The 19,465-nt window shown below is 27.5% G+C and carries 15 protein-coding genes and 3 pseudogenes; 12 read left to right on the top strand and 6 right to left on the bottom strand.

The features are described 5' to 3' along the window. Nucleotides 1-76 precede the first annotated feature (76 nt). The 7 genes and pseudogenes from AAHM98_RS09050 to AAHM98_RS06540 form a co-directional block, all read left to right on the top strand. Nucleotides 77-235: pseudogene (locus AAHM98_RS09050) on the top strand (HMG-box domain-containing protein); the annotation flags it as partial. A 393-nt stretch (nt 236-628) separates the two neighbouring features. Next, nucleotides 629-763, top strand: a pseudogene (locus AAHM98_RS09045) (HU family DNA-binding protein); the annotation flags it as partial. Between the two features lie 87 nt (nt 764-850). Next, on the top strand, nt 851-1,207 hold the full coding sequence (locus AAHM98_RS06560) for a hypothetical protein (RefSeq protein ID WP_342276054.1): 357 nt from the start codon (nt 851-853) through the stop codon (nt 1,205-1,207). A 474-nt stretch (nt 1,208-1,681) separates the two neighbouring features. Continuing rightward, nucleotides 1,682-2,284 (top strand): hypothetical protein, encoded by a 603-nt coding sequence (locus AAHM98_RS06555; protein WP_342276053.1) that lies wholly within the window; start codon nt 1,682-1,684, stop codon nt 2,282-2,284. Between the two features lie 389 nt (nt 2,285-2,673). Then, nucleotides 2,674-3,045: pseudogene (locus AAHM98_RS06550) on the top strand (ETX/MTX2 family pore-forming toxin); the annotation flags it as partial. Between the two features lie 406 nt (nt 3,046-3,451). Further along, nucleotides 3,452-5,890, top strand: coding sequence for a leucine--tRNA ligase (gene leuS, locus AAHM98_RS06545; RefSeq protein ID WP_342276052.1), 2,439 nt, complete (start codon nt 3,452-3,454; stop codon nt 5,888-5,890). A gap of 13 nt (nt 5,891-5,903) precedes the next feature. After that, nucleotides 5,904-6,617, top strand: coding sequence for a sugar phosphate nucleotidyltransferase (locus tag AAHM98_RS06540; protein ID WP_342276051.1), 714 nt, complete (start codon nt 5,904-5,906; stop codon nt 6,615-6,617). Nucleotides 6,618-6,620: 3 nt separating this feature from the next. Here AAHM98_RS06540 and AAHM98_RS06535 read toward each other — a convergent pair whose 3' ends face one another. From AAHM98_RS06535 to AAHM98_RS06520, 4 genes are all read right to left on the bottom strand, one after another. After that, nucleotides 6,621-7,004 (bottom strand): hypothetical protein, encoded by a 384-nt coding sequence (locus tag AAHM98_RS06535; protein ID WP_342276050.1) that lies wholly within the window; start codon nt 7,002-7,004, stop codon nt 6,621-6,623. A 134-nt stretch (nt 7,005-7,138) separates the two neighbouring features. Further along, nucleotides 7,139-8,401, bottom strand: coding sequence for a DEAD/DEAH box helicase (locus AAHM98_RS06530; RefSeq protein WP_342276049.1), 1,263 nt, complete (start codon nt 8,399-8,401; stop codon nt 7,139-7,141). 440 nt (nt 8,402-8,841) lie between these two features. After that, nucleotides 8,842-10,686 carry a translational GTPase TypA gene (typA, locus tag AAHM98_RS06525; protein WP_342276048.1) on the bottom strand — a complete coding sequence of 615 codons (1,845 nt, stop codon included), beginning with the start codon at nt 10,684-10,686 and terminating at the stop codon, nt 8,842-8,844. Nucleotides 10,687-10,830: 144 nt separating this feature from the next. Further along, complete coding sequence (locus AAHM98_RS06520) at nt 10,831-11,844, bottom strand: SGNH/GDSL hydrolase family protein (RefSeq protein ID WP_342276047.1); 1,014 nt, start codon at nt 11,842-11,844, stop codon at nt 10,831-10,833. Between the two features lie 647 nt (nt 11,845-12,491). Between AAHM98_RS06520 and AAHM98_RS06515 the strand changes: the two genes are divergently transcribed. Together AAHM98_RS06515 and greA are read left to right on the top strand one after the other, a co-directional pair. Then, on the top strand, nt 12,492-12,875 hold the full coding sequence (locus AAHM98_RS06515; protein ID WP_342276046.1) for a hypothetical protein: 384 nt from the start codon (nt 12,492-12,494) through the stop codon (nt 12,873-12,875). 69 nt (nt 12,876-12,944) lie between these two features. After that, nucleotides 12,945-13,466, top strand: a complete 522-nt coding sequence (greA, locus tag AAHM98_RS06510; RefSeq protein ID WP_342276045.1) for a transcription elongation factor GreA — start codon at nt 12,945-12,947, stop codon at nt 13,464-13,466. 100 nt (nt 13,467-13,566) lie between these two features. Here the strand turns inward: greA and AAHM98_RS06505 are convergent, their stop codons facing one another. Then, nucleotides 13,567-14,922 carry an APC family permease gene (locus AAHM98_RS06505; protein WP_342276044.1) on the bottom strand — a complete coding sequence of 452 codons (1,356 nt, stop codon included), beginning with the start codon at nt 14,920-14,922 and terminating at the stop codon, nt 13,567-13,569. Further along, the gene (locus AAHM98_RS06500; protein WP_342276043.1) at nt 14,888-15,148 is read right to left on the bottom strand and encodes a hypothetical protein; all 261 of its coding nucleotides are present in this window, start codon (nt 15,146-15,148) and stop codon (nt 14,888-14,890) included. The genes AAHM98_RS06505 and AAHM98_RS06500 overlap by 35 nt, the downstream gene beginning before the upstream one ends. A gap of 529 nt (nt 15,149-15,677) precedes the next feature. On the opposite strand from AAHM98_RS06500, the gene AAHM98_RS06495 reads away from it, so the two are divergent. The 3 genes from AAHM98_RS06495 to ileS all read left to right on the top strand — a co-directional run bounded on the left by AAHM98_RS06495 (nt 15,678) and on the right by ileS (nt 19,457). Then, entirely contained in the window at nt 15,678-15,905 is a 228-nt protein-coding gene (locus AAHM98_RS06495; protein ID WP_342277255.1) for a transposase, read from the top strand. Nucleotides 15,906-15,909: 4 nt separating this feature from the next. Then, nucleotides 15,910-16,056, top strand: coding sequence for a transposase (locus AAHM98_RS09040; protein ID WP_425289610.1), 147 nt, complete (start codon nt 15,910-15,912; stop codon nt 16,054-16,056). Nucleotides 16,057-16,682: 626 nt separating this feature from the next. After that, on the top strand, nt 16,683-19,457 hold the full coding sequence (ileS, locus tag AAHM98_RS06490) for an isoleucine--tRNA ligase (protein ID WP_342276042.1): 2,775 nt from the start codon (nt 16,683-16,685) through the stop codon (nt 19,455-19,457). Nucleotides 19,458-19,465 lie beyond the last annotated feature (8 nt).

The raw sequence follows: 19,465 nt of genomic DNA, 5'->3' as shown, positions 1-19,465 counted from the left end.
TAAAAAGATAAAAGAAGCTAATGCTCCAAAACAGCCAATGAATGCCTATTTCTTTTTTCTTTAAGAAAAAAGAAGCGATTTCAAAGCAACTCATCCAGATTTAAAATCAACTGAAATTATTAAATCTTTAAATAAACAATGGATTGAATTGGATATAACTGAAAAAGAAAAATATCAAGCACTAGCTAATGCGGATAAAGAACGGTATTTACTTGCTAAAACTAGCAAAAAATAAAGGAATTAAAGAAATAAATATTTTATAAAAGTTGCTCAACGTATTAAAATGGAACAAAACATTTTGATTATATTTTTAATAGTGTTGGTGTTGATATAGAAACGTATGATATATATGCTAATGGACAAAGAACTAAAATTAATGAAAAAGAATTTATACGATATAGTGAGGATGAATTTTAAGATTTAGTAACTACATCTTGATCTTTAAAAAGATATTTTCTTGAACTAAATTTAGAAGAAATATTTTTTAAACAAAATGATTCATCAGGTTTTGTAGTTGAATGAAATTGACTTGGTCAATTAAAATAATAAAAAGATTTAAGGAAGTGAATTTATGACTAAAAATGACTTAATTAAAGGAATTTAGAAGAGAACATGAGTTGATAAAACTGATGTTCAAAAATGTGTTAATGAATTATTTAAAATAATTATTGAAACTAATGTTAAAGGTGAAAATGTAAATATAATAAATTTTGGTAAATTTATAGTTATGAAAGTAAATGAGCGAACTGTTAGAAATCAATAGACTTCTTACAAAACTATAAATGCAATAAGTTGTAGTAAAAATACAATTAGTACAAATTATTCACAATTAAATATTGATGGTGCAGTTATGAACTTAATTTCTTTTAAAAATAATTTATATTTAGCATCATATGGAGTAAGCGGTGAAAGTGGTAAACTTTATAAAAGTACTAATGGCAAAGATTTCAAAGAAATAAGTGCCATCAAAGAAGGCGTTATGAGTTTAGTTTTATACAACGATACTTTATATGTGGGTACTATTGGTATTAAAAATAAAGTTACTGTTGGTAATTTATATCAATCAACAGATGGTGATACTTTTAATATGATAAGAAAAACAGAAGGTGGCATTCATGCTTTAACTACATTTAAAAATAATTTATATGTAGGATCTTGAGAAACTACTGGTTCTAATAATACTGGTAAACTTTACAAAATTTACTAAAATAAAAAATAATCTTGAAGTTATTTGTCATCAAGAAAAAAGGGATATTCCTAATTTAAAAATTTTAATTAATAATGTAAGAGAAAATCCTTATTATTGAATTTCATTTTCATATATTTTTTTGTTTTCTTCTGACATTTTTACATATTTATCTTTTAAAATAAACACTTTTTAAATTTAAATTTAAAATTTTAGAAAGTTGTTCAAAATTTCACTTATGTTGATAAATTGGTGTTTTTTTAGTTTCAAATACTACTTAACTTATTTTTAGATTTAATAAAAGTATCACCATTTTTAAACAGATTATAACGATAATGCCAATGTAAGTATAAAAGTAAGTAATTTTATGAATAAAATTATACGTATTATCATACATATAAACATACTTATTAAAAGGAGATTAATTATGAAGATAATTACTATTGGTGCTTTAAAAGGTGGAGTAGGAAAAACTAACTTTGCTTTTAATCTTTCTTGTTTTTTAATAATTCTAATAATGATATTTATTTTTTAAGTTCTGATCAAAATAATGGTAATCAAATTTATGTTTTGGAAAATGGTAATACGATACCACATAAAACTGATTTTGATGCTCATGAAGTATCAAAAATAGCAATTGATAAGAATGATAACATATATTATGCTAGTAGAAATAATGATATAAATGAACACATTTATATTATAAAACATAATGAAAAGTGTTCAGAAAAAATTGGAACTATACCATATGGATTAGTAAATATAATTATGTTAGATAGTGAAAATAATATTTTTGTTGGAACAACATTTTATACTTATATTTTTAATCTAGGTGAAAACATAATTAAAAGAATTGATAGATTAAATGAAATTAGTTTTATAGTTTTTGATCAAGAAAATAATGCTTATTTTACTAATTATCAAAGTAATAATATATATACACTAAGTAAAAATCAAATAGCAAAACAAATTCCAATTGCTAAAAAAATAGTAGAATTGGAAACAAATAAAAAAATTTCAAGTGTAACATTTAATAGAAATAATATTTATTTTTGTGCTAATGATATTTGTTATTCTGACATATATAAATTAGTTTAGGATTGAAAAATAAAAATTTTTTGCTTTTTAAAAAAATAGTTCTATAATTAATATGAACAGAAAAATATTTCCTAATTTTGGATTTATATTAATTATCTTTTATAAAGAAAAAAATAATATATTAATTTAAAATTCCTTTCAAGTTTATGAAGTACATAAAGAACTTAAATCAAATGAAAAAATTATTAAATTCACTTGCAATTTTAATATTGGCAAGTTCAACAGCACCAGCATTTACTCAAGAAATGATAAATACAAATTTATCAAAATTTAAAAAGTTGATCAATGGATAGATTTATTGATCACATATTATCAGTTTATTATAATTATAATAGTGGTATGGACAATCAAAAAATAAATATAAAAGTAGATGAAATTTTAATTTTAGTAATAGTACAACTCAAACAACTTCTAATAGTGAAACTGTTAAGGCTCCTTCTCAAAAAATAAATGTATCACCTCACAAAGAAACTTCTGTAGATTATGATTTATATTCAGTTAATTATGAAAATAATTATATGTTAAAAGTAAAATTAAATATAAATTCTACTTTTTCTGGAGATATAATAACAGATAACATGGATTGAGATGAATTTAATTTTTATCAAGTTTTGAGAAAGATAGGTCTTAATAAACCAGATGAAAATAATTTAATGTATGCTACAGATGATGGTTTATACTATGCTATACCTTTAACTTTAGATAGTAAAGGTTATGATTTAAATGTGGATATTAAACCAGAACAACCAATAGAAAATTAATTACTAAAACTAAATTATAATTTCAAATTATTTATATATTTTAAATTTGCTTAATTAAGCAATTTTACTTTTCTTTTTCATTTTTTCCTGTATTTTTTTGATGGTCAAAAATTGATTTAAGTTCTTTATTGGGAATATCCAATAAACTGTGTGACTAACAAAAATAACTATACTTAATTATTCTATTCTTTCTTACTATTTATATTGCTTTTGATTTATTGGTGTTATATAATGGTGTTAATCTTTGGATAAAACTAATGTTGGCATTGGTTAGATAAGTTTACTTTCGTTTCTTTAAATCTGTTATATTTATTCCTTTACAATAAAAAAATTGCATCTTATTAATTCATTATGGTATTATGGTTAATATGATGTTTTGACACTATCAATTTAAAGGAGTAGCACCATGGATTATAATCATCAAAAAATAGAAAAAAAATGACAAAAATATTGGTTACAAAATCAAACTTTCAAAACATATCTTGATGATACTAGTAAACCAAAAGCCTATCTACTTGATATGTTTCCTTATCCTTCTGGTTCTGGGTTACATGTTGGCCACCCCAAAGGATATTGTGCCACTGATGTGGTAGCACGAGTTAAAATGATGAATGGTTACAATGTATTACATCCCATTGGATGAGATGCTTTTGGACTACCTGCTGAACAATATGCTTTAAACACTGGTAATGATCCCAAAACTTTTACTTTACAAAATATTAATAATTTCCGTAAACAATTACAAAGTATTGGTTTAAGTTTTGATTATAATAAAGAAGTAAATACAACTGACCCCCAATATTACCGTTGAACACAATGAATTTTTATTAAACTTTATGAAAAGGGTCTTGCCCAATTAAAAGATGTAGAAGTTAACTTCTGTCCAGAATTAGGAACAGTATTAGCTAATGAAGAAATATTAAATGTTGATGGTAAAATGGTTTCAGAACGCGGTAATTTTCCTGTTATTAAAAAACCCATGCGACAATGAGTTTTTAAAATTACTAAATATGCTGAGCAATTATTACAAGGTTTAGACAACCTTGATTGACCACATAGTGTCAAAGAACTACAAAAGAATTGAATTGGCAAAAGCGTTGGAACCCTAGTTGATTTTCAAATAGAAAATACTAAAGATAAAATTACGGTGTTTACATCACGTGTTGACACTATTTTTGGTGTTTCATTTTTAGTAATTGCTCCTGAGCATCCATTAGTTCATAATTTAACTACAAGTGAATACAGTAACGAAGTTACTAAGTATTGTCGAAATGCCCAAAGTAAAACTGATTTAATGCGTCAGAGTGAAGATACTTCAAAAACAGGCGTCTTTACGGGTAGTTATGTTATTCACCCCTTAACAAAAATTAAAATCCCAGTATGGGTAGGAGATTACGTTTTAAACCACTATGGCTCTGGTGCCATTATGGGGGTTCCTGCTCATGATGCTCGTGATTCTTTATTTGCGCAAACTAAAAAATTACCTATTACATTTATTATGAAAACTAATGATACAACCCATCCTTTTATGGGTACTAGTGAATATATTAATTCTGATTTTATTAATGGTAAAAATGGCACGGAAGCTACTAAATTAATTGTGGATAAATTAATAAAATTAAAACAAGGTAAAGTCCATACTGCTTATAAACTACGTGATTGATTATTTTCTCGTCAACGTTATTGAGGTGAACCATTTCCTATTATTCACTGAGCAGATGGGACTATTAGTACTGTTTCAGAACAAGAGTTACCAGTATTATTACCAAAAATGTCCAATATTAAGCCATCAAGTGACGGTAATGCTCCGTTAAGTAAGGCAATTAAATCATGATTACATGTGACAAGAGTTGATGGTGTTACAGGCACGAGAGAAGTTAACACGATGCCTCAATGAGCAGGTAGTTGCTGATATTATTTAGCTTATATAATGAAAAATGATGATGGTACTTACGCTGATTTTGATAGTAATGTTGCTAAGAACAGATTTAAACATTGATTACCAGTTGATTTATATATTGGTGGCCAAGAGCATGCTGTTTTACATTTAATGTATGCTCGCTTTTGACATTTAGTATTATATGATTTAGGATTAGTACCGACTTCAGAACCGTTTTTAAAGTTAGTAAATCAAGGTATGATTCTTGGTGAAAACAATGAAAAAATGTCTAAGTCACGGGGTAATGTCGTTAATCCAGATGATATTATTAATGAATATGGTGCTGATACATTACGTCTTTATGAAATGTTTATGGGTTCTTTAACAGCATCATTACCATGATTAGCTAGTGGTCTTGTTGGTAGTCATAAGTTTTTAACCCGTGTTTATCGTTTATTCACTGACAGTGAATATCAAAGTAAAATTAGTCTGACTAATGATATGACATTAGATACTATTTATCATCAAACTGTGAAAAAGGTGACTTGTGATATTAATGATTTAAGTTTTAATACCGCTATTGCCCAATTAATGATTTTTATTAATGCTTGTTACAAAGCAAGTAGTATTTATCAAGAATATCTATTTAATTTCTTAAAATTATTAAATCCATTTGCTCCACATTTAAGCGAAGAATTATGAGAACTTACAGGTAATAAAGCAAGCATTAATCATAGTAAGTTTCCTACATATAATGAAAAGTTTTTAATTGCTAAAACAGTTACTATTGCTATTCAAATTAATGGTAAAACTAAACATACTTGTCAATTAGCAGCTGATTTATCACAAGTAGATGTTGTAAAAATTGTTACTAATAATGAGAAAATTAAACCATGATTAAACGACAAAACTATAATTAAAACCATTTTTGTTATGAATAAAATTATTAATTTTGTTATAAAATAAAAGGAGTATTTTGATGAAAGTTGCTATTATTTTTGCTGCGGGAAGTGGTACAAGATTACACCCATTAACCCATGAGATTCATAAATCATTGATTAAATTTAATGGTGTACCATTAATTGAGCATACGATTAATAATTTATTGCAAGTACCAGAGTTGACAAAAATTATTATAATTACTGGCTACTTAGCAAGTGACTTTAATTATCTAACTGTTAAATATTCAAACTTAACTTTAGTTCATAATAATCATTATTCAGATTATGATAGTGGCTATGCTTTGAAATTAGTAGCAAAGTATTTTGATGGCAATAGCGATATTTTTATTATTTCTGGTGATATGGTTAGTACGACTAATCATTTTAATTATGAATTTGCTACTAATGTGATGGTTGGCGTTACTCGTGATAGTAATGATAGAAAAGATGATTGAACTTATGAATTAAGTGATGATGGTAATATTGTTGATATTATTAAGTCTAATGATACTAATAGTTTTTTAGCAGGTGAATGATCATATGTTAATAAATTATGAGCAAAAAAACTTGGTCAAGATTTAAATAGTTCTGAACAAGTTTTAATGTTAAAAACGATAATGGTTGGTAAGTATTTAATTAATAATAGTATTAAACATCATATTGAATTAAAACCTTATGTGTTAGATTTTAACAGTCATTGGGATATTGATAATATTAAGGATTTAGAGCGTACTAATAAGTATTTTAAATAGTAATTAAAGTGTTGGTGTCACTATTGGTGGTAATGGTATTTCACTATTATGTTGTTGTTCGGCTTCATTACTTACTTGAGTAAGATCTGTTGTTTCTACGTTAGATTCTGGACTTGTAGTGTTTGCTGGATTTTGTTGTTCTGTAGTAATGTTAAAGGAAACGGGTTTTTCTGCAATTGTTTTTTTCCTTGATGAAAATAAATATTTTACAATACTAAATAAAGCCTCTCCACAACAAAGATATCAAATTTTTAAAAAAAATTTGATAATTCAATTTGATTGTTTTGAATTTGATGGAGAATGTTTTTTTGATTTTTCTTTTTTCGGTTCAGTCAATTCTTTAAGTTTTTCTTGACTCATTTGTTGTTGTTGTGCTTCTGCTGCCATCTTGTTTCACTGCTCCTTAATATTTAAATAAAACTAGGCTCTGCCTATTAATAAATAATAAGTAGAACCTAATGGTTATGTAATTTAGTTTAGTTTACTATATTCATAGTATAACACACTTTTAATTAAAAGACTTAGTAACGATCTTTTTTTCTTCAATTAGAGTTACCATTGTTATTACGTGAGAAATCATTTCTTCCTCTGTCTCCTCTATCACGTGATAAGAAACTTGGTCTTTGCGTAGTAGCAGGTGCTAAAACAATGTTTTTTGGTAATTCTCAATCAACACTATCAAATAATTTAATATCATGTTTTTGGTAGTATTGAATATCTTGAAGTTCATTGTATTGAGCTCTGTTGCTCACTAATGTAATAGCAGTTCCTTTAGCTCCAGCACGGGCAGTACGTCCAATACGGTGTGTATAATATTCATGTTCACGAGGGATATCATAGTTAAATATGTAATCAATTCCGTTAACATCAATTCCACGAGCAACAACGTCAGTAGCAATTAAGACTTTAACAGTTCCATTCTTGAATTGACGCATTGCATCCAAACGTTCTCTTTGACTCTTATCACCATTAATAACTGCAGATTGGATACCATTATCAGAAAGTACTTTAGCGATTCTTGTAGTGAATGCTTTAGTATTTGAAAAGACAATGCTTAACTCTGGTTTTATATTTTGGTATAAAGCAACTAAAGCGGTTTCTTTATTTGTATTACGACAGTCAAAGTAGAATTGGCTAATGTTTTCTTGTTGTAGTTTTGATGTTTCATCTTCAACACTGATACTTACTGGATTATTTTGGTAGTCATCAGCAATTTTTAAAACTGGTTTTGACATAGTAGCTGAGAAAAGCACAGTTTGAATATCAGTTGGTGAGTTTTCAAATAAAAAATCAATATCTTTTTTGAATCCCATTTTTAACATTTCGTCAGCTTCATCTAAAACAATGGTTTTGATAGTGTTTAAACGTAGACTTCCACGGTTAATATGGTCAGTAATACGGCCTGGTGTTCCCACAACAATATTACTTGTTCTTAAATCATATAATTGATTTCTGATGTTAGCTCCTCCACATAGTAAAGCGACATTTACACCATCTAAAAAGTAGGCATATTTCTTTACTTGTTTAGCAACTTGAATTGCAAGTTCTCTTGTTGGACAAACAATGATTGCTTGGTTACGGTATAATTTAATATCTAAATTATGTAAGATTGGTAAAACAAAAGCAGCAGTTTTTCCAGTTCCAGTGTGACTTTTTCCAATGATATCTTTATTTTGTAAAGAAACAGGAATTGTTTTCTTTTGAATTGCAGTTGGAGTTGTATATCCTCATTTAGCAATGGCTGCTGTTAGTTCTTGTTTTAAGTTTAGTTCTGTAAAACTCATATATTTTTTTCTCCTTAAAAAGTAAATTTTGAATAAATTTAGAAAAGACAGTGATAAATATAATTTGAAAAATAACCTCGTAAAAATAAAAAGGGGTTACTCTAAAAAATATTAGGTTTTAAATTAATTATTATTTTATATACTTATATTTAAAAGTATTAATTCATCTAATTTTTTCTAAAATTAAAAGTTGTCAAGTAATTTCATTTCGATTGCTTGTTTCTTTGACATCATTAACAACTCTTTGATAAATTTTTATCAATCATATCTTAAAAGAAAATTGTGAATTAATCAACAACGTATTAATAATACACTATATTCTTTAAAAAGTAAATAACTATCCGAGATAATTGTTATTTAATTTCCTTATTAATAATCATTTTTCTTTATTTTTGTATGATAAAAATAATCAGGCAGATTAAAAAATCGTAAGTAATAACTTACTTACGATTTCTATTTTGTTTACGTTCATTTTCGGTTAAGAAACGCTTACGCATACGAATGTTTTCTGGCGTTACTTCCACAAGTTCATCATTATCAACAAATTCTAAAGCTTCTTCTAAACTAAATAGCATTGGTGGTGTTAAACGAACTGCTTCATCATTACCTGAACTTCTAGTATTAGTTAATTGTTTTGCTTTACATGGGTTAACATCTAAATCTTTATCACGACTACTTAAACCAATAATCATACCTTCATACACTTTAGTTTGTGGCTTTACAAATAGCGTTCCACGTTCTTCTAAAGAATTTAAAGCGTAAGGTAAAGTGGTCCCTGTAACCATACTTACTAATACACCATTACGACTATGTCCGATTTCACCTTTTAATGGCTCATAGGCTAGGAAACTACGAACCATCACACCAGTGCCACGGGTAATGTTAATATATTGACGACCAAATCCAATTAAACCTCTAGTTGGAATATGGAAAACAATTTTATCACGAACATTATCAGAGTCCATATTAGTCATAATACCTTTACGACGATTTAGATTATCAATAATAGTACTACTATATTCAGTAGGGTGGTTTAGAGTAGTTTCTTCAACTGGTTCAGTAGTGTGACCTTTTCCATCTTTTTTAAAAACAACTTCTGGTTTCGAAATTCCTAATTCGAAACCTTCTTGACGCATGTTTTCAATTAATACTGATAAATGTAATTCACCACGACCAAAGACTTTGAAACCATCAGCATTGCTGCCAACAAGTTGTTCAACTTTTAGTCCCACGTTAGTTTCTAATTCACGAGTTAAACGTTCTTTGATTTTATTACTTGTAACTAGTTTTCCTTCCGTACCACAGAATGGTGAATTATTGACTAAGAAGTTCATTGACATCGTTGGTGCTTGAATAGTAATGGGATCCATGGGGTTAACGTTATCTTTATCACAAATCGTATTACCAATGGTAATATTTTCAATTCCAGCTACACATACAATATCACCAGCGATAGCAGTTTTAACTGCTACACGTTTTAAACCTTGGTAAACAAATAAGTATTTAACGCGTGCTTTACGTTTTAAATCATAATCATCAACAACAACAATTTCTTGGTTTTCAGAAATCGTACCTTGGAAAATACGACCAATTCCGATACGACCAATAAAACTATCATAGTCTAATGAACTAATTTGCATTTGTAGTGGTTTATCAATTTTCACGAGCGTAGAAACTTTAGCGTGTTTAATAATTGTTTCAAATAATGGTTCTAAGTTATCACTTGGTTTATCTAATTCGTACTGACAAATCCCTTGTTTTGTAATTCCATACAGTGTTGGAAAGTCTAATTGTGTATCGTTAGCATTTAGTTCCATGAATAAGTTTAAAACTTCATCTTTAACTTCATCGATTCTTTGGTCTTTTTTATCAATTTTATTAATCATTAAAATGGGATTTAAATTATGCTCTAAGGCTTTTTGTAAAACAAAACGTGTTTGTGGCATTGGACCTTCAACACTATCAACTAGCAAAATTACACAGTCAACTGTTTTCATAATTCTTTCAACTTCGGATGAGAAGTCAGCATGGCCTGGTGTATCAACAATATTTATTTTAACATCACCGTGCATAATAGAACAGTTTTTGGCATAAATAGTAATTCCACGTCTTCGTTCTTGTTCATTACTATCCATAACTTGTTCGACAACAACTTGGTTTTGGCGAAAGATTCCTGATTGTTTTAGTAGGACATCAACTAATGTTGACTTACCAACGTCAACGTGAGCAATCACAGCAATATTAATAATTTTTTGGTCAGCAGCTAGTTTTTTTTGTTCAGACATTATACATTCTCCATTGTTCTTAAATTTTGACATTATATAAATTATACGCAATATTTTACAAATTGCGTAATTAATTATTAAAAATGTAATATTTATTTTATTAATAAATGCACAAAGTCTATTCTGTTTTAATCTATAATTTCGCTAATCTTTTAAATTGATTTCTTTAAATATATGCGCTAAATCCATTCCTACATGTTTATGAGCTCATTTATTAGGATGAACATCATCAAAGAAAAAGTCATTATCAATTGTTTTTGCTGAAATATTATTGATATATTTTGGTTGTTCATTTAATAATAAGTTTAAAGTATTTCATTTAATTGAAGCCTGAGTAGTATTTTTACCAATACTTTTTGCTTTAGTTAACAAAGTGTTAAATTTTTCATATAAATCATAAGGATAAATATTAGTTTTATGATAAATGTTACCTAAGGCATGCATAGCTATTTTTCATGAAAAATTAAAACGAGATGATATTTCTGCAGCTGTTTGTGCTTGTGAAGTATTCAAAAATCTTGGAATTTTACTAATATCTGGGGGATTAGCAATAATAAAATTTTGCCCTCCATTGTTAATTAAAGTTTCAATTGAATTGATTTCATTAGTAATAGCATTGCTAATAACCAAATCTTGTTCTAATTTAGATTTTTTTTCTACAGCATATATTAAATCATCTCCACCAATAACTATTAAAATATCATCAGTTTTTTTAAGTTTATGTTGCTTTAATAAATAATCAGTTTGGTTTGCTAAAGAATAATGATTTAGAAAAAATCGATATTGTAAAGTATTGTTTTCTCCTGCTTGTGCACCATCTACAGCATAATTATTGCCAACTACATGATTTCTATTATCCCAAGCAGGAATTAAAGTGGTGCCTAAACTTTCCACAGCAACTTGTGCAGCAACATTACCATCAGTACAAGAATTATGATAAAAAGGTGTTTGAAAGTTAACGTTATCAAACTTGTAAGAATCATGAGTAAGAATATTGGCCATTGAACCATCATCTGATAAACTATCTCCTAATACATACAGATTTGGAGTTATTACTTTTTTAGTATTATGTACATACGTACAAACAAAAGTAGTTCCTACTGAAGTAGTACTACTTAAAATATTAAATATTAAAAAAACATTTAATAAACATCTCATAGAAGTTCTCCTTTTATAATTTATTTATAAGATTTATTGCATAACGTTTTTATTTTTTTGTATTTTAAAAATAAGTCCTGAAACACATAACAAATATGCGCTTAATTACAATATTTTTCATATATTATTTTAATTTTTTTCAAGTTTAATAAAACATTTTCAATAACCATTCTCATTTTTTAAAATAATAGTTATACATTAAATCTATTTTTTGTATTAGCGTTTTAAAAATTTATAACACTAATATAATTTTAATAATTACATATTTTTATATATATTCATTAAGATTATAACGATATAGGTATATCGTTATAATTTATAATATATTATTTATGTTATTTTTCCAATATTTTTTTGCATACTAATTTTAATGATTTCTGCACTCCAAAATGGGATATTATTACTGTACTCTGAGTTTAGAAACTGGTGAATCATTAAATTTACTAAAAATTTGTTAATCATTGAAAAACTTAATATATTTAGTTGCGCTTACTCTTAGGGTTGCGGACTAAATTATCATAAGGTACATTTTCTAAATATCAAAGAAAATCTTTAACTAAAATTTTTTTCAAAAGAAAACAAAAAATATGTTATAAATAAGATGTGGTTATATTACAATTATTTTTTAAACATACCTGGAGGTAAAAATGAATTCTACTATATATGCGGTACAAATTATTGACGAAGCAAAAATTGGTTTACACGCACGACCAGTATCAAAAATTACTGGTAAACTTGCTGCTTTTAAAGAAACTACAGTAAAAGCTGTAAAATTAAATGATAACGCTGATGTTGGTAAAAATATTACTGTTAAAGATGGTAAACTTACAGGAACTGATACAAATGGTAAACCCGTTAGTGGTAAAGAACTAAGTAATGAAGTTGAAGGTAACGCTAAATCAGTACTTAGTTTACTTGGATTAGGTGTTAAACACCTTAATAAAATGGCGTTCATTATTACTAGTGATGACTCTGAAACTGTCAAAAAAGCTATTCATGATGTCTTACTTGAAGAAAAATTAATCAAATAATTCCCTTATGATATAATTAATTACGTTGTTATCATACTATCTTATTAATAATTAATGGAGGAATATTTTATGAGTGAAATAAACAAAAATAAACAAATCATTGTTACTGAACAAGGATTAGAAAAAATTAAAGCCGAACTAAAAAAGATTGTTGAAGTAGAACGTGAATCAATTAAGGAACGTCTAAAAGCAGCCAGAGCCGATGGTGACTTATCTGAAAATGCTGATTATACTAGTGCTCGTGAAGAACAAGCTAAAAATGAAGCAAGAATCCAAGAATTAGAAGCTATTATTAATAATGCTGTTATTCTTGAAGATCAACATAACCGTAAAAACACTAACGTAAAAGCTGTTCGTGTTGGTAGTTGAGTAAATTTTGTTAAAGTTAAAGATGGTAATCCCATTGAAGAAACGCAACAAAAGTTTAAAATCGTTGGAAGTATCGAAAGTAATCCATTTGAAGGTTGAATTTCTAATGAGTGTCCATTAGCAAGTTCAATTATGAATGCTACAGCAGGAGAAATTGTTGATGTTAAAGGCATTAAAGAGTCTTATAAAGTAAAAATTTTAAAAGTAGAAAACCAAGGTTAAGTTTGATTATTCTATCTGATCATACATTAGTCTCGAAACATACAAAATTGAATTTAAAAACGTAAATATTTTTAACTAGATATTTACGTTTTTTCAACTATTATTCTTGGTTAAAGGTTACTAAATGTTCGATATTAAGCACAAAGTCTTGGTTTAAACGCTCTTGAATATGTGGTTTATTAACTAAACGTTTTTCATATTTTGGTAAATAGTAAAACTTGTATCACAATAAAGCAAAAGTTATAGTAGCAATAATAAAGACAAACTCAACAATCATTCCTACTAACGGACTTGTATCATCAGGATTGGTTCTTAATTGTGCAACTGTATCACGAATTAAACTATAATAATGTCAAAATAAAATTAAACCTAAGAAAAAGAAAACCATAATAAATAACAGCAATTCCCAAACTTTTAATTTTAACTTTCTAATAAAGGTTAATTTTAAAGTAGTTAAAACCACCATCATATAAATAAAAGTTGTAATGACACTAGAAGCACTAGTTAATGATGAAACATCAAGCGCTGAATGATAAGTTTTACCAGGGTGGTTCGTTAATCAAAATCCTTTAATTAAATCAGGAATTATTAGTCAACAAAAAATCATAATTACAGTGATCCATAAATTTAATAAAATTGCTTTCATTGGTAATCCATCTTTATTTAAAATAAATAGTTTATCAGAAATATATCCCTCTTTTGATAATGGTTGTAAGACTGTACCTCCATATAAAGAATTTTGCATTCCTAAATTAATCTTTAATGCTAAACCACTAATAATCATGATAATAGGTCCACCATATAAAATGATTTTATTATTAAATGATAATCATGAACCCATATTCATATTTTGTTGGAATTGGCTGTAAACTGCAAAGAAAATAACAGAAATAACAATATAAAAAATAGTACAAATGAGCACAATTAACGTAATCCTTTTGCCAATATTCTTTTCAGGATTATTAATATTTTTACCTGCTGTGGCAAATAATTCAAAGCCAGCAAAGAAAAAGAAACATGAAATAAAGGAATTCATAAATCCATTAAAGTTTAAAGTACTATTATTTACTCAGTAATGTCAATTAGTACTACCTTGACTAAGAGCCAAACTAATTCCAGCAACTACTAAAAAACCAGCAGTAAATCATTTTACAATTCCTGAAATATTAGTTACTTTTTTATATACCTTAATCCCTCAAAAAAAAGTAGAAGATGCTAATAAATAGATTAATAAGACTCCTAATAAATCTAAGTATAAGTCACTAAAGGCACCTCAATGAATACTATATCATGATCATGCTTCACTAGCAAATTCAGGAGAAAAGGTACCACGAATTAACATTAAGATTTGTAAGGTAATAACGAATGGTAATGATATATATTGCATAAAGGCTACCATTCAGCCTCAAAACCGTCCAAAACTACTGCGAACATAAATATATGCTGCACCATTCATTATTATCAGAGTTATGAATTTTAGCCATTTTAGCAAATGCTCACGCACAAATTCCAACAACAAAACCTTCAATTAAAAAGACTCAAATGACATTGGCACCAATGGAATTAATTTTGCCAATATTGGCAAGTAAGGCAAAATTACCAATAAATCCGATTCCAACTGTATAGTTAAAACCCATTCATACAAATTCTTTTAAACTTATTTTTTTTACTATCATTGCCATCTTTCATATCATTCTTCCTCACTTTCTAAATATAATATTACTAATAATAAAAATTTATTATTAGAAACTCCAAATAAATCAGAAAATTAACAGTTTATTCCTAGTTTTGTGTCGTTATCTTATGATTATGTTTTAACCTAAGGTTTGCTCAGGACAGACAAGTACTTATTATTAAATTTTACTTAATGTTTTCATTTTTCTGGTTTATAATATGCTTGTCAAGAATAATACTTAGAGTTAGAATAGAACAATTTAATGAATAAAACTGATGAATATGTTAATCTAAGAGGAAAAAGTCACCCTTTTCCCCTTGACTTCAAAACCGTACTTGACAGTTTCCTTGTCATACAGCTCCTCTTGAATTTGGTGCTTGTAATACATACTGTTTATGTAAATTTTGTAACAATATACGTGCAGCAAAGATAAATTTTTGGTTAAGTCCAAAATCTTGTGTAAATTTAAAAAATAATAAAAAAATGAGTCATATACTCTCTTATATCCAATATAATTAGTTTGTTAGAAAAAAACTTTATTAGCTATCATGATGGAAATGGTAGTTCAAGGTGTTGCTACTAGAAAAGTAGAAGTAATCACTGAAAAATTATGTGGATTAAGTTTTTCCAAATCAACGGTTTCTAATATTTGCAAAGAATTAGATGGACCCATCAATGAATGAAAAAATCGTAATTTAAGTGCAAATTCTTCTCCTTTTATTATGATCGATGGGGTACATGTTTGAACACCTATAATAAAGTAGACACATAAAAGTCACTTCAAAAGCAATATTTGTTGCTTTAGGCATTAATCAAGATGGTCATCGCGAAATTCTTGGTTTTTTTGTCCCATGCTTGCATCCTAAAGGTTGCCAATCTTTAAAATGTGAGACATGCATTATTTCTGATGTCTAGAGAAAAGGGAATTGAACCCTTACAAAATTACGACTTTCGGGTCGCACTAATACTTACAATTCAGGAAATAAAAAAACACCTAATCATTTCTGATTAGGAGAACTCGAGGGCTATACTCCCTTGCATAAAACTAATTATACTCAATTTTCTTCATATATAATATCCTTTCTATTTTCTAGTTTTTGCTATTATTAAATGCTATAAGCTAGTTAAGTTTAATAAATAAAAATTAAAAATCATATTCTAATTCCTTATAACTATTTTGTGCTCAAAAAAACAAATAATGTAATGATTCATTAGGGTATGATTTATGGATATATTATATCTTAATAGAACAGGGTTTTTAATTAATTCCCCTTTTACTCTGATATGTGTACACTATAAATACTTATACCAATAATTGTGAAAATAAAAGCAAGCAAATCATTACAATACAATTGTTGTAATATTATGTAATAATCAACAATTATCAAAAAATGGAAATTATTATAAGTTTATAAGCAAATATTATATTAACTACAACAAATTATTAGTATAATTAGCATTATAAATAATATATATAATCAGCAAACTTAATGTTGATAGCAAATAAAATAATAACTAGTTATTTCAAAGGAGAATAATAGATGACTAAAAATTATAAAGATACCTTGTTAATGCCCCAGACCAACTTTGAAATGCGTGCTAACTTAATAGAAAAAGAACCACTATTCCAAAAGTTTTGACAAGAACAAAACATTTATCAAAACCTAATTACTAAAAATAAATCTTTTGGTAAAACTTTTATTTTACACGATGGACCACCATATGCTAATGGCGATTTACATTTAGGTCATGCTTTAAATAAAATCTTAAAAGATTTTATTGTTCGCTATTACAATAGTAATAACTATTATGCTCCCTACATTCCTGGTTGAGATACCCATGGATTACCCATTGAAACAGCAGTTACTAATTCTGGAATTAACCGTAAAACTACTACTGTTAGTGATTTTCGAAAACAATGTCAAAATTATGCCCAAATCCAAGTTGCTAATCAAATTAGTCAATTTAAAACATTAGGTTTACTAACTGATTTTCAAAACTATTATGTAACTTATGATAAAAATTATGAAGCCCAACAAATTAAAGTTTTTGCGACCATGGTGGAAAAGAATTTAGTATACCGTAATTTATACCCTGTGTATTGATCACCTTCTAGTGAGAGTGCCTTAGCAGAAGCTGAAATCGAATATTTAACAAAAACTAGTGCTGCTATCTATGTTGCTTTTTTATTAAATGATGATAAAAAACAATTTACCTTACCCACATCACTAGTAATTTGAACAACAACCCCATGAACTATTCCTGCAAATCAAATGCTAGCAGTTAATGAAGAAGTTACATATACAATCTTAAAATTTAATAATCATCAATATATTATTGCTCAAGATTTGATAACAAATTTTACCATAACTAATAATATTACTAACTTTGAAATTGTCAAAACCATTGTTGGTAACCAATTAGTTGGGCTAACAGCATCACATCCACTATATGGTGGTAAAACCCCAGTTGTTCATGGGTCACATGTAACGACTAGTGATGGTTCTGGAGTTGTTCATATTGCTCCTAGTTTTGGTGAGGAAGATTTTGATTTAGGAAAAAAACATAATATTAAAATTCTATGTCCGATTAATGACCAAGGATACTTTACTAGTGAGATTAATGACCCTGAAATTGAGGGTAAATTTTATGATGATGCTAATAAAATTGTCGTTACGAGATTAAAAGATAATGGTTCATTAATCGGCATGAAATGATATAAACATCAATATCCCCACGACTGAAGAACTAAAAAACCAGTTATTTATCGTGCTACTTTACAATGATTTATTGCGATTGAAAAAATTAAACCACTGCTTACCAAAAATATTAATAGTGTTAATTTCTTACCAGAATGGGCTAAAAAACGCATGCTCTTAATGACTAATAATCGCTTTGATTGATGTATTTCCCGTCAACGTGCTTGGGGTTTACCAATTCCTATTTTCTACAGTGAAAATAAGCAACCAATTATGGATTGTAAACTGATTAATCATGTTGCAACATTATTTGCTACTCATGGTTCAAATATTTGATTTGAAAAAGATGTTAAAGACTTGTTACCACCGAGATATAAACATAAAGCTAGCCCCAATGGTATTTTTTATAAAGAACAAGATATTATGGACGTCTGATATGATAGTGGGGTTTCACATTTAGCTGTTATTAAAAATCACAAATTACCATGGCCAGTTGATTTATACTTGGAAGGAAACGACCAATTTCGTGGTTGATTCAATTCTAGTTTAATTACAGGTGTTATTACGCATGGTCACAGTCCTTATAAAAACTTATTAGCCCACGGTTTTGTTACCGATGCTAAAGGTAATAAAATGTCTAAATCAATTGGTAATGTTATTAGTGTAAAATCAATTTGTGAAACTAATGGTGCTGACATTTTACGGTTATGAGTAGCTAGTGTTGACTTTCAAGATGATACACGAATTGGAACAGAAATTTTAAAACAAGTTAGTGAAAACTACCGTAAGATTAGAAATATCTTCCGTTTTTTATTAGGTAACTGTTTTGATTTAGATATTAAAACAGTTAATAATACTATTCCTGAAGAACTTATTGTTACCCTTAGTGAAGTTGATCAATTCATTTTAAATAAATTAAATGTTTTAGTTAATAAAATTGATGGTTACTATCAAAACTATGAATTTAATACGATTTATCAATTAATCTTGAATTTTGTTACCAATGATTTATCTGCTTTCTATTGTGATTTTACAAAAGATATTTTATATGTTAACCATAAAGACGATATTAGAAGAAAACAAGTCCAAACGACAATGTTTTTACTAGTAAAAACATTAATGGGGATCTTAGCTCCTATTCTCCCACACACAACCGAAGAAAGTTTCCATTCATTATTTAATTTAGAACTAACAACTACTAATCAATCATTGCATAGTTTAGCGTTCCCTACGAGTTGAGAATGAAAACTAAAACCACGAATAATTGATAAGTGAGAATACTTTATTGCTTTTAAAAATGATGTCAATAAAGCGATTGAAGAAGCTAAAAAAGATAAAGTAGTAAAAAGTGCTTTAGAAGCTATGATTACTATTTCTTTTCTCGAAAAAAATAGTATTTTAAAAACCATTCCGATTAAAGATATGGCACAACTGCTAATTGTTAGTGATGTGACCTTTATCGTGCATCCAACAAATGTTACTAAAGATTGAACTATTGCTGTTAGTGCTAAATTAGGTACTAAATGTCCCCGTTGTTGATTAATTGTTGATGAAATTAAAGATGATGTTTGTAATCGTTGTTATGAATTGTTATTCTTAAATAATAACAATTCATAGAAAGAAGT

The sequence above is a fragment of the Spiroplasma endosymbiont of Nebria brevicollis genome (assembly GCF_964030895.1).
GTDB lineage: Bacteria > Bacillota_I > Bacilli_A > Mycoplasmatales > VBWQ01 > Spiroplasma_E.
This window is presented reverse-complemented; position numbering and strand designations above follow the sequence as displayed.